The sequence below is a fragment of the Myxococcus sp. CA039A genome (assembly GCF_013336645.1).
Classification (GTDB): Bacteria; Myxococcota; Myxococcia; order Myxococcales; family Myxococcaceae; genus Myxococcus; species Myxococcus llanfairpwllgwyngyllgogerychwyrndrobwllllantysiliogogogochensis.
Genome location: NZ_JABUMQ010000340.1, coordinates 1 through 11,793 on the forward strand (window position 1 = coordinate 1; position 11,793 = coordinate 11,793).

The 11,793-nt window shown below is 68.0% G+C and carries 12 protein-coding genes; 5 read left to right on the forward strand and 7 right to left on the reverse strand.

The window, feature by feature from the left end; genetic code table 11:
• Positions 1-271: hypothetical protein (locus tag HR086_RS38705; RefSeq protein WP_174468128.1), on the forward strand; the 271-nt coding region annotated here is incomplete at its 5' end.
• A gap of 167 nt (positions 272-438) precedes the next feature.
• Here the strand turns inward: HR086_RS38705 and HR086_RS38710 are convergent.
• Positions 439-1,077 (reverse strand): SRPBCC family protein, encoded by a 639-nt coding sequence (locus HR086_RS38710; RefSeq protein WP_174456412.1) that lies wholly within the window; start codon positions 1,075-1,077, stop codon positions 439-441.
• A gap of 219 nt (positions 1,078-1,296) precedes the next feature.
• On the opposite strand from HR086_RS38710, the gene HR086_RS38715 reads away from it, so the two are divergent.
• A complete protein-coding gene (locus tag HR086_RS38715) occupies positions 1,297-2,769 on the forward strand; it encodes an MDR family MFS transporter (RefSeq protein ID WP_141645252.1) in 1,473 nt (490 codons plus the stop codon).
• A gap of 16 nt (positions 2,770-2,785) precedes the next feature.
• On the opposite strand, the gene HR086_RS38720 is transcribed toward HR086_RS38715, so the two are convergent.
• From HR086_RS38720 to HR086_RS38730, 3 genes are all read right to left on the reverse strand, one after another.
• Positions 2,786-4,126, reverse strand: coding sequence for a S41 family peptidase (locus HR086_RS38720; RefSeq protein ID WP_174456414.1), 1,341 nt, complete (start codon positions 4,124-4,126; stop codon positions 2,786-2,788).
• Entirely contained in the window at positions 4,113-4,631 is a 519-nt protein-coding gene (locus tag HR086_RS38725; protein ID WP_141645254.1) for a MarR family winged helix-turn-helix transcriptional regulator, read from the reverse strand. The genes HR086_RS38720 and HR086_RS38725 overlap by 14 nt, the downstream gene beginning before the upstream one ends.
• A 120-nt stretch (positions 4,632-4,751) precedes the next feature.
• A complete protein-coding gene (locus HR086_RS38730; protein WP_174456415.1) occupies positions 4,752-6,143 on the reverse strand; it encodes a glutamate decarboxylase in 1,392 nt (463 codons plus the stop codon).
• A gap of 215 nt (positions 6,144-6,358) precedes the next feature.
• Here HR086_RS38730 and HR086_RS38735 point away from each other — a divergent pair, with 215 nt between their 5' ends.
• Positions 6,359-7,471, forward strand: a complete 1,113-nt coding sequence (locus tag HR086_RS38735; RefSeq protein WP_174468129.1) for a DNA gyrase subunit B — start codon at positions 6,359-6,361, stop codon at positions 7,469-7,471.
• Positions 7,472-7,535: 64 nt separating this feature from the next.
• Here HR086_RS38735 and HR086_RS38740 read toward each other — a convergent pair whose 3' ends face one another.
• Both HR086_RS38740 and HR086_RS38745 read right to left on the reverse strand, forming a co-directional pair.
• Positions 7,536-7,907 (reverse strand): hypothetical protein, encoded by a 372-nt coding sequence (locus HR086_RS38740; protein WP_174456417.1) that lies wholly within the window; start codon positions 7,905-7,907, stop codon positions 7,536-7,538.
• 2 nt (positions 7,908-7,909) lie between these two features.
• Positions 7,910-8,662, reverse strand: coding sequence for a hypothetical protein (locus tag HR086_RS38745; RefSeq protein WP_174468130.1), 753 nt, complete (start codon positions 8,660-8,662; stop codon positions 7,910-7,912).
• Between the two features lie 274 nt (positions 8,663-8,936).
• Here HR086_RS38745 and HR086_RS38750 point away from each other — a divergent pair, with 274 nt between their 5' ends.
• Complete coding sequence (locus HR086_RS38750) at positions 8,937-9,569, forward strand: hypothetical protein (protein ID WP_246137415.1); 633 nt, start codon at positions 8,937-8,939, stop codon at positions 9,567-9,569.
• Entirely contained in the window at positions 9,541-10,623 is a 1,083-nt protein-coding gene (locus tag HR086_RS38755) for a hypothetical protein (RefSeq protein ID WP_141645260.1), read from the forward strand. Before HR086_RS38750 ends, HR086_RS38755 begins: the two co-directional genes overlap by 29 nt.
• A 312-nt stretch (positions 10,624-10,935) precedes the next feature.
• Here HR086_RS38755 and HR086_RS38760 read toward each other — a convergent pair.
• Positions 10,936-11,793 (reverse strand): FAM151A/B family protein (locus tag HR086_RS38760; protein ID WP_217442115.1); only part of this gene is annotated, 858 nt, incomplete at its 5' end.

The following is an 11,793-nucleotide window of genomic DNA, read 5'->3' on the forward strand; positions in this document are numbered from 1 at the left end:
CCCCGTGGGGCCGTGGTCCGGCGGAGCACGCCGAGCCTCCGCGCCGCGCGTCCGCCGGACATCGTCGAAGAAGTCCTTCACCGCCGGCCCGCGCGCGCCAGCGCCCTTGGGACTGGACGCGGGCTGCGACGACTTCGCCTCGGCCTCGGTGGAACGGGACGTGGAAGAGGTGGCGGGACGGCTCGGTGGGGGAATCCGGGTGGGCATGGCTCGGCCGTTGTCTGGAGAAATCCAGAATCAGTATCGAGCACACGCCTACAAGGTTGCTTGAGCCATGTTTCAGGCGCCGCTGACGCCCCTGAAACCGCATCAACCTGAAAACAAAAACACGTTATTCACGGCTGGTACCCCCATCCGAGCCCGCTGCCTCGAATCCGGGGGTCGACTCACACCCTCTGAGAATGGACGACACAGGGACGCACCTTCCCGGCGTCGGTCCTACTCGCGCGGGAAGCGAGGCTCCCGCGTGACGACGACGTCGTGAGCGGCATCGCGAGTCAGGGCGTCTCCATGAAACCCGGCCTCGCCCACGGAGGGCGCGGAGGAGCCGCGCGAGGCCTCCGCCACGCTCTTGATGTCGGCCAGGCCCCGCTCGAAGTCCCGGCCCATCATCTCGTCCATGCTGGCGAAGAGCTGGAGCGCCTTGCCGGCGAAGGTGTTCTCCCCGGACATCACCCACGTCAGCTTCACGCCGTCCGCGGTGGGCGTGAGCAGGTACTCGGTGGTGTTGGTGGCCCGCATCGGCGCGGTGAAGTCGAGCCGGATTCGCACGTACGCGGGCGGGCGGCTCTCCATGATTTCCATCCGCCCGGAGCCCGTCCGCTCCCCCCGCCACTCATAGATGGCGCCCACGCCCGAGGCCGCTCCGGCCAGGGAAACCTGCTGGGTGGGCTCCAGCTTCCACCAGGGCGACCACTGCTCCCAGTACCGGAAGTCGTTCACCAGCGCGAAGACGACGTCGGCGGGCGCGTGGATGGTCGCGCTCCGCTCGACGCGGAACGTGCCGGGTCGCTGGCCAATGGCGAACAGCAGCAGCACGACGATGACCGTCGAGATGACACCTGATGTCTTCTTCATGAAAACTCCCGAGCGTTCAAAAGGAATGGATACGTCGGGCCCCCCCGGGCCATGCACCGAGCGCTCAATCGCCGCTCTTCAGCGGCGACGAATGAGGACCCCGCAAATCGACACGTGGTTTTCGAATTTCCCGGTCTTTCCAAGTGCCCGGAAAGATTGAGGCTGGCGACCTCGGGGAGCACCCATTAGAAGTGGGCGCCCTCCTCGACGCCCGACACCATGCGAAAGACCCACCGTCCCCTCACCACCGTGGCCCTGGCCCTGAGTCTCTTCATGGCGGCCCTGGAAGTGACTGTCGTGTCCACCGCCATGCCCACGGTGGTGGGCGAGCTGGGTGGCATCCAGAGCTACGCGTGGGTCTTCACCGCGTACATGCTGTCCTCCACCATCACCGTCCCCATCTACGGGAAGCTGGCGGACCTGTACGGTCGCAAGCCCATCATCCTGTTCGGCATCGGGCTGTTCCTCGCGGGCTCCATCGCCAGCGGCCTGGCGTCCTCCATGGGGATGCTCATCGCCTTCCGGACGCTTCAGGGCCTGGGCGCGGGGGCCATCCAGCCGGTGGCGCTCACCATGATTGGTGACCTGTACACGATGGAGGAGCGGGCCCGGGTGCAGGGCGCGTTCAGCGCGGTGTGGGGCGTGGCGGGACTGGTGGGCCCCGTCACGGGCGGGCTCATCGTGAAGTACCTGAGCTGGCACTGGATTTTCTTCATCAACGTGCCGGTGGGGATGCTCACCTTCGCGCTCATCGTCGCCTTCTTCCACGAGCAGGTGCAGCACAAGCCGCAGCAACTGGACTACGCGGGCGCGGGGTTGTTGTGCGCGGGCGTGGTGGCGCTGCTCTTCGGTGTGCAGGGCGTGGGAACGAACCTGTGGGCCCTGCCGGCCGCGCTGGTGTTGCTGGTGGCCTTCGTCCAGGTGGAGCGCCGGGCCCCGGCGCCCGTCATCCCGATGACGATTTTCAAGCACCCCGCCATCGCCATCTCCTCCGTGGCCGGGGCGCTCTTCTCCGCGGCGATGTTCGGAGCGACCACCTATGTGCCGCTGTACGTGCAGGCGGTGCTGGGCGGCTCGCCCACGACGGCGGGCGGGATGATTACGCCGATGATTGTCGGCTGGCCGCTCGCGGCGCTGTTCGCGGGGAAGCTCTTGCTGCGCACGGGCTTCCGGCCGCTCATCGTCGGAGGGCTGGGGCTGACGGTGGTGGGCACGACGCTGATGGCCCTGCTGCTCAAGCAGGACGCGCCCCTCTTCGCGCTCCAGGTGGCGATGGCGCTGTTCGGCGTCGGCCTGGGCTTCGCGTCCACGGCGCTGCTCATCGCGGTGCAGACGAGCGTGGGCTGGGAGCTGCGGGGCGTGGCCACCGCCAGCAACATGTTCTTCCGCACCATCGGCGGAGTGCTCGGCGTGGGGTTGATGGGCGGGGTGATGGTGTCGCGGCTCTTGGCGGACCCGACGATTCCCGTCGAGGCCGCCAACGCGCTGCTCGGTCCCGAGCGGGGCCACGCCTCCATTCCCGAGGCGACGCTGCGGACCTTGAGCGGCGCGCTGACCTCCGGGCTGAGCATCAACTTCTGGCTCATCTGCCTCTTCGCGGTGGGCGCCTTCATCGCGGGGCTGTTCTTCCCCCGCGTCCAGCGCAACGCCGGCACGCCCGTCGCCACCGAGGCCGCCGCCGCGCCGCACTGAGGCGCGCGCGACGCCCTCACCCCCGCGAGAAGACGCGGGGAGCGGGCTCCGTCACCCAGAACAACTCCAGGGCCTTGCCCGGCAGCCTCACGCGCAAGCTGTCCGTGCCCTCGACGGCGAAGAGGCCGTCCTCCGTCATGGGCATCAGCCGGCCAGGCGGACGGCCCGGCCGCACGAGCCACAAGCTCCCGTCACGCAGGCTCACGTCGATTTCTCCATAGCGCCCCGCAAGCGACTTGAGTCGCGCCGAGGAGAGCGACACGGGCCGGCGCTTCGCCTCCAGGCCGGCGCGCGCCCACGCATACTCGGCCAGCTCCTGCGCCGTGGCTCCCGGACGCTGGGCCAGGCGCTCCACCGCCATGGACAGGGCGACCTCCAGGGCCTCGGTGGCGGGCACCTCCCGGTCCGGCGCCACGCCCGTGCCCTCCCAGTTGGACTGGCTGACGGCGTGGACGGGGCGGCCCTCCGACACACTCAACTGGAAGCACGGCGCCACCGGCAGCATCGCGTTGTTGTTCGCCGCGCCCGCCGTCCGCGTGCCCACCAGGGTGCCCAGCTTGAACTGCTGCACGTCGTACGCGAAGTCCTCGCCCGCGGAGCCCACCCGGCCATCAATCAGGACATACAGCGGCTTGCCCATCAGCCGTCCCGCGGGCACGTGCTCCAGCGTGCGCGACTGGACCGGCGGCTGGGTGCCACTCTGGAACGTCATCAAGAGCGTGTCCGGCGCCAGGAAGTGGCTGACCAGGTACTGCACCGCCGCGTGCGAGCCACCGCCGTTGCCGCGCAGGTCGATGATGAGGGCGTCACCGTCGCGCAGGAACCGCATCGCGTCGTCATAGACGCCGCCCGTCTCGTCGCGGACCCACATGAAGCCGGTGACCTTCATCGAGCGCACGTTGCCCGGATGGACCTTCAGCTCCGTCAGGCCGTGGTGCTGACGCAGGGCCTGCTTCCGGTGGAACGCCTCGGCGCTGTCGCTCGCGGAGGCTTTCGGGCCCGCCTGCTGCGCGGCGAACCAGGCGGGGTCATGAATCAGGTACAGGTGCCCGTCTCCGCTGGCCGCCTTCAGGTCCTCGGTGACGTGCTCGGCGAGCTGCCCTGGCGTGTTGCCCGCATACCGCCCGGACTTCCGACCGCGAGCCAATCGCTCGAGGATGACCGCGCGCTTCTCCGGGAAGACATACGAGCGCTGGATGACCGACTCGATGGTGTCCAGGGTGGTGGCCAGCTCCGCCGGGGTAAGCGGCCCGCGCGCGGGCGTCACGGGAGGCGCCACCCTCGGTTGGGCATGGGCGCCTCCGCCCAGAAGGAGCAGCGAGGCAAGGACGGCGAGCCACGGCCTAGACGTCTTCATCTGAGTCTCCGGTGTCATTCGAGGTGTCGATTCCCAGCCGCTCTCCGGCCCGGGCGCGCAGCCCTCGCCGGTCCAGGGCCTGGTCCAGTCCATCCAGTTGCGCCATCAGCGAGGGAGCACCTTCGCGCAGCAGTTCGTCCGCCCCCTGGGCGATGGCGGCCCACAGCGGCGCGAGGCGCGTGGCTGTCCGCTGCCCCTTCGCGCTGAGCAGCAGTCGCTGACGACGGCCATCCTCCGGGTCCGGCTTGCAGAGGATGAGTCCCTCCCGCTCCAGCGCGGTGCGCACCTGGCTGACCGCCGCATGGGTTATTCCGAGCCGCGCGGCCAGCTCGCCCACCGTCAGCGGACCGGAGTCCCTCAAGGTCGTGAAGACCGCGTACCAGCGGGGCTCGAACCGCTCGCCCGCGGCGCGGTAGAGGGCGAGCACGTCCCGGTCCATCCGCTCCACGAGACGCCGCAGGCGCGTCCCAAAAGCCAGGGTGCCCTGCTTCCTGAGGGAGTCCATGAACTCCGTTATCGCTTACGGAGTTTCGCGAAGCAAGGAGGTCGCGGGGGGCGGGCGCTGAAATACGAAACGGGGGCGCGCCCCCATGGACACGCCCCCGTCTCGTGAAGCAACAGCCACTCAGTGGTGGTAGCCGGACGCCTCTTCCCGGGTCATGGGCGCGCTCACCGGGTGGCGCTTGAAGTGCTCGATGCAGGCGAGGAGGTCCGTCACCAGCAGCGTGGCCAGATCCCGGCTGACGCCGTGGCGCACCAGCACGCGCTGCACCACCAGGTCCTGGAGGTTGGCGGGCATGGGGTACGCGGGTACCAGCCAGCCCCGCTCACGCAGCCGGTCCGCCAGGTCGTAGAGGGTGAAGCCCGGATTCACCCCGTCCTTCATCTTCCAGCACACACCGGGCACGCCGCCCCGGCCGTCGTAGACGATGTCGAACAGGCCAATCTGCTCGATGGCCTTCGCGATGACATTCGCCGTGTCCGAACACGCCTGCTGCAGTCGCCGGTAGCCCTCCTTCCCCAGCCGGAGGAAGTTGTAATACTGGATGACAATCTGCCCGCCCGGCCGCGAGAAGTTCAGCGCGAAGGTCGGCATGTCGCCGCCCAGGTAGTCCACGCGGAAGATGAGCTCCTCGGGGAGGTCCTCCTTGTCGCGCCACACCACCCAGCCGCAGCCCAGCGGCGTGAGGCCGAACTTGTGGCCGGAGGCGTTGATGGACTTCACGCGCGGCAGCTTGAAATCCCAGACGACGTCCTGGTGGATGAATGGCGCGAGGAAGCCGCCGCTGGCCGCGTCCACGTGGATGGGGATGTCCAGCCCGGTGCGCTTCTGGAGCCCATCCAGCGCGGCGGCAATCTCCTGCACCGGCTCATAGATGAGGTTGAAGGTGATGCCCAGCGTGGGCACGACGCCGATGGTGTTCTCGTCGCACAGCTTGAGCACCTCATCGGGCGTCATCATCATGCGGCCCTCGGCCAGCGGTACCTGACGCAGCTCCACGTCGAAGTAGCGCGCGAACTTGTGCCAGCAAATCTGCACCGGCCCGCAGATGAGGTTGGGCTTGTCGGTGGGCTTGCCCGCCGCCTCGCGCCGCTTGCGCCAGCGCCACTTGAGCGCGAGTCCTCCCAGCATCGCCGCCTCGCTGGAGCCGGTGGTGGAGCAGCCCATGGTGTTGGCCGCGTGCGGCGCGTGCCACAGGTCGGCGAGCATGTTCACGCAGCGCGTCTCGATTTCGGCGGTCTGCGGGTACTCGTCCTTATCAATCATGTTCTTGTCGAGGCACTCGTCCATCAGCTTGTGCACCTGCGGCTCCGACCACGTCTGACAGAACGTGGCCAGGTTCTGCCGGGAGTTGCCGTCCAGCAGCAGCTCGTCGTGCACGACGGCGTAGGCATGCTCGGCGCTGTGCTCCTCGTCGGGGATGCGATACTTCGGCATCGGGACGGACAGGTCCGGCGAGGCGTAGACGTCATCGTTGATGCGGTCCCGGACTTCATCTTTTCCATGCAGGGGCATGTGTTCTCCTCGCGTCGGTCCACCGTGAAGGCATCACTCGGACGTGAGATGGAGTCACCCGCCCGGAAGGGCGTCGTCTCCGGGAGAGGGGCAGGCCGACGGGCAACCGCCCGCTCCACCTGGAGGATGCGGCTTGTCAGGCGCGTCGCGAGCGGGGAGGCCCTTTTTGATAGGGTTGGGACATGTTCGAGACAGGGGAGGAAATGCGCGGGCTCATGCGCCGTCGCCCTGGCCTGTATCTCGGGGGCGCCAACGGATTTGCCCTCCACTCACTCGCCGAGGTGGTGCTCCGGTCGGGCGCCGTGGCCGCCAGGGAGCGAGGGACACGCGAGGTATCCCTGCGCATGGGGGCGGACGGCTCCTGCACGGCCGTCTTCGACGGCTGGAGTTGCCCGGCGGGAGTGGAGGCCATGCCGGAGGAGGTCGAGGGCTGGCTCGCCCTCACGAGCTACGACCCGAGGGGCACCAGGCCCGAAGGTGTCGCACGGGGACTGGTGCTTCCGACGTGCTACGACGACCTCGCGATGGTCAGCGTCTTCTCCTCGTCGCTCGACGTCCGCGTGTGGGGACAGGGACGGGCCTGGGGACAGCGCTTCCGTGAAGGGATTCCCCAGGGAGGCATGCGGCCCGAGGTGCTCGACGTGCCCGCTTCCGACTCGGGTTTGCGCCTCGTCTTCACTCCGGACGCGTCCCTCTTCGCGGAGCCCCCGCGCGAGGTCTCCGAGGAGGTGATTCGGAGGATGCGGGAGCTGGCGGCGCTCGTCCCGGGAGTCCTCTGGCGGTTCCACGACGCGCCATCGGGACGCGAGGAGCGGGTCCTCCGCGAGCAGGGGCTCGCGGACCTGTGTCGCGAATCCACGGCGTCCTCGGGGCCGCTCCACGAGCCCTGGAGCTTCGAGGGCTTGTCGGGCACGACGCGGTTCCGACTCGCGATGCAGTGGTGTGAACGCCCCGGTGAGGGCTTCGCCTGTTGGGGCAACCTCCAGCGGTGCTCGCATCGCGACATCCCCCGCGAGGGGCTGAGGCGGGGCCTGCATGAGGCCGTGAGCGCCAGGAGGGCGGCCCTCGGCTATCGACAGGTGAAGCTCCCGTTCAGCAAGTCCGCGCTGGCGACGGGACTCACGGCGGTGATGGAGCTCGTCGTCCCCGTGCCCATCTGGCACCGGCACACGCACGACAGGTTGGAGACCCCCGAGGTCGAGAGCGCCGTGGCCGGGCTCGTCGCGAAATGGGTGGAGGAGGCGCTCGCGCGAAGTCCGGAGCTGGAGGCGCGGCTGCTGCCGCTGGCGGCCGTGCGCGCGCCCTCGATGCGCGCGTCACGACGATGACGCACCCGGCCTGACTTCCCCATCGAGTCGACAAGGGCAACTCCAGCGACTCCCAGGTGCTCTCTCAGCGAGTCTCGCCCTGGAACGCCTTCACGAGGGCGTTGATACGCCGTCCGCTCGGGTCCTCCTTTCGCGGGTCAGCGATGACAAGCACCATCTTGCCGGAGACCGTCGCGGCTCCGGCGGCATTGCCAACGAGCGTCCAGCCGGACTCCTCGGCCTGCCGTGCCTTCTCGGTGCTTTCGAACACACACACCGTGGCGTCCAGGCCACTGACCTTTCCAGCCCGGCACTTGCCCCCCGGAAGCTTCTCGCCCACGTCGGTGAACGCCGAAGGCGACTCTCCCGCCGCCCTCCACGCATCAAGCACATCATCCACCCCGCTGGAGCACCCCGCCACCAACAGCAGCATCAACGCCAGAGCCACTCTCGGCACGCTCAATCCCGTCCCTTGTACTTCTTGTGTTTGTGCTTCTTGTGTTTCTTGTGCTTCTTGTGCTCGTGGTGGTCGCAGTGGTCATGATGCACATGCACGCGCTCCTCCCGGACGACGCGCTCCTCCCACTCAGGTGGCGGAGGCGGCGGAGGCGGCCCTCCCACCCGAATCTCGACGCTGGGCACCGGAATGTTCAGGCCCACCTGGATGACGGGGCCGCGGTACTCAGGCGGAGGACCCACGGTGATGACCGGACGCGGAGCGCTCCAGGAGCGATACACCGTATTGACGCGCACCAGACTCGGGCTCCCTTGCTTGTACTCCTGGGGATACTCGCCCGCGTAGTAGCTGACGTCCTCCTTCTCCACGAACTCGTGGCGCGGCGGAGGCTCGTAGGAATGATAGTGCGGCCCATCGTGGTAGCAGTACTCCACCACGTCCCTGTCGACAGAGATGTTGACGAGGACGTTGAGCACCACGGGATGGTGCCCGTAATAGGCATGCCGCGGCCCCTCGTAGCCAAAGGGCGTCGGGTCTCCAATGAAGACATAGACGTTTTCACGCGTACGATAGAGAGTGTCGGCGTGCAGCGGGGCGGCGGTGTGCACATGCACCATCTCCATGTGGCACAGCCCATCCGCCGGTTGCCCGGTGCGGGGGTGCATGCCCGCGTACCTCCACTGCTTCGCCTCGACCACACCGGCGGAAGCGAGCAGGAGCATCGCGAGCAGGCCGGCCAGATTCATCCGTGACATGGTGGGGTTCTCCCTCGGAGCCGCATTCTATACCGGACCCTTTTCCCGAGAGGTCGAGCACACTCACATCCGAAGCCCGCACCTGCAGTCCCTGCTCGCGTGCTCCACGAGCAACCCCAGTACCGCGGACACGAAACATTTCCGCACCATGACACTCCGCTCCAGGATGCACGCGGCCGAGTAACCTTTCCCTCCGCCTCCGATGCTCCTCCCCTCGCCCCGCTCTCTGCGCCGTTGGCTCCTCTCACTGGCGGGCCTGCTGACTGCCATCGGAGTGGGAGTAGAGGTCGCCTACTCCGCGCTCGGCGCGCGGAAGCTGGAGCCCCTCGTCGCATTTCTCTCCCTGAGCTACGAGCGGAACCTGCCCACCTGGTACGCCTCGGCATTGTTGCTGAGCTGCGCGCTCGTGCTCGCGGGCATCGCCCGCGTGGCGGGACGCCCCCGGGAGCAAGGATGGATTCACTGGTGGGCCCTGGCGCTTGCGTTCGCGTACATCTCCCTGGACGAGAGCGTGGGTCTCCATGAGCACCTCGGAAGCCTGCTCTCCCTGAGTGGAGTGCTGTTCTTCACCTGGGTGGTGCCCGCGGCAATCCTCGTGGTGCTCGGCGGACTTGCCTTCCTGCCCTTCCTCGCGCGGCTCGCGCCGCGACGGCGCGGACAGTTCATCCTGGCGGGTGTGCTGTACGTGGGTGGCGCGCTGCTCATGGAGCTGCCGCTGGGGTGGTGGACGGAGCAACACGGCAACGACAACCTCGTGTATGCGCTCATCGACCACGTGGAGGAGGCACTCGAGCTGGTCGGGGCCAGCCTGTTCCTCGCGGCGCTCGTGGAGGAGCTCAGCGAGCGCGTGGAGTTCGCGGTGCGAAAGGAGGCGGCCCATGGCCCTGGCCCAACCGCGCCCTCCTGAGACACAACCTCCGGTGGAGTCTGTACGAGAGGCCGCTCCTGTATCGGCGCGCTCTTCGTACATCATAGGGCCCACCTATGACTGGGCCTTCTTCCTGCTGCCGCCGCTGCTGGCGCTCGGGTTGGGCATCGCCATCTCAGGCACGCACTTCAGCGACACTCCCGTCCAGTTCTTCGGCCAGGAGAAGACGTGGGCCGGGCTGATGGTGGGCAGCATCATCCATGCGCACCTGGTGGCGGTGTTCTTCCGCAGCCATGGCAACCCCGCCATCTTCCGGCTCCATCCACTGCGCTTCGTCCTCGTCCCCGTGCTGGCCTGGGCGGTCATTCGCGGCTCGGCGGTGGTGGCCGCCGCCGCCACCGTGCTCGCGACGTTCTGGGACGTGTGGCACTCGGGGCTGCAGACATTCGGCCTGGCACGCATCTATGACCGCAACCAAGGCAACCCACCCGCCGCGGGGCGCCGGCTCGACTACTGGCTGAACCACCTGCTGTACGTCGGCCCCATCCTCGCTGGCGCCACCATGCTGGACCATTTCAGCAGCTTCGAGTCCTTCGAAGCGGTGGGAATGCCGTGGCTCGCCTCCGTGCCCGCGCGCATGACGGCCACCCACCGCGCCTGGACGATGGGCGTCGTGGCCGTGGGGGGCACGTTCCTCGTCTTCTACGTGGCGGCCTCGGTACACCTGTTGAGGAAGGGCCACCATCTCTCCTTCCACAAGGTGTTCCTGTTGGTCACCACAGGCGCCTGCTCCATCTACTCCTGGGGCTTCAACACCTGGGGCGAAGCGTTCTTCATCATGAACCTGCTCCACGCCATACAGTACCTGGCGCTGGTGTGGGCCATGGAGGGCGAGCGGCTGCGTGAGCGGCTGCGGCTGAAGTGGCGCGGGCTCGCGCTCGCGTTGTTCCTGGGCACGGTGCTCACCTACGGCGTGTGGGCCGAGCTGCTGGACTCCGACCTGGAGAGCCTCTGGTCCCTCACCCTCGTCGTGTCCCTGCTGCACTTCTGGTACGACGGCTTCATCTGGTCCGTCGCGCGCAAGCAGGTGTGAGCACCTCGCTCCACCGGGCTGGCGCTGGTGGAGGAGCTTCCCACGGGCACGGTGACGCTGGACTTCGACCCGGGCACGTTCTCGTTCCAGGTGGCGCGGGAGAAACGGCGGCACCCACCGGATGCGGGGCGTCAAGGCCAACGGTCACCACTGGCGTTCCTTGAGGCGGTGGACTGTCCTCTCCCTGGGACTTGCCTCCACGCGCACGGGCCGCCACCTCCAAGCGGAAGCGGTCCACCACCAACCCGCCCCAGCGGCACCGGACTCCAGATGCACCGGGCTCGCCAGGTCGCGACTGTCACCGCTCTTCGTTCAGAAGAGCCTGTCCCATCGCGTCCGGGCCCAGTTCTTCCCCGCGTCGAGGCCGTCACGCACGCCGTCCGCCCTCGAGAGTGAGCCCCAATTGTAGTTGGAGCCGATGTCGACCATCCCGTCGACACCTCGGGCCCGCATCTCCGCGGCGACCTTCGTCGGGTCCTCGGCGTTTCCCCAGACCGAGACAGTCCCCGCGGTCTTGAAGACCTCGATGGCCTCGTCGGTCAGCGATTCATGATGCACCACGAAGGTGGTGGGGCCTCCGCCCGCTCGTCTTGCCTCGTCGACCATCTGCCGGGCATCGGCGGCCCTCACCGTTCCGTCGCCGGGCGGCGGATTGATGGCGAGGATGGCATTGGGAAAGCGCGTGCGAATCTCTTCTCCCCAGGTCTTCACGTCGCCGAAGCCCAGGTTGAGCATCAGTCGCTCCTGGGGAACACCCACGCGCTCAATCTCGTCGAGCACGGCCCCCATGTGCTCGCCTTCCTTGATGTCGAGCTTGAGCCCACGTCCCGACTCCGTCCCCATGCTCAGCCATTCATGGAGGGAAAGGTTGTCCCCGCTCTCGTGCGTCGTGTCGTGACGCATCTCCAGGGAGTCGTGGTTGAGCTCCTTCCGGACGTCGCCCTCGAACCAGTTGGCCTCACTCTGGAGCGCGGCCTGGAACTCCTCCTTCGTGTTGGTGCGATGCGCGTTGCGTGCCTCGGAGAGTGGCATGTCCCCGGACCAGGTGTTTCCCGGCGCGGAGGCCCGCTCGATGGTCCGTGCGCCGCGAGGCGCCTGGAAGCTGTCCACCTGGGAGTATCCCGTGGGCTCCCCCGCGGACTTTGTCTTGGGAGGCGGTGGGGGCGGAGG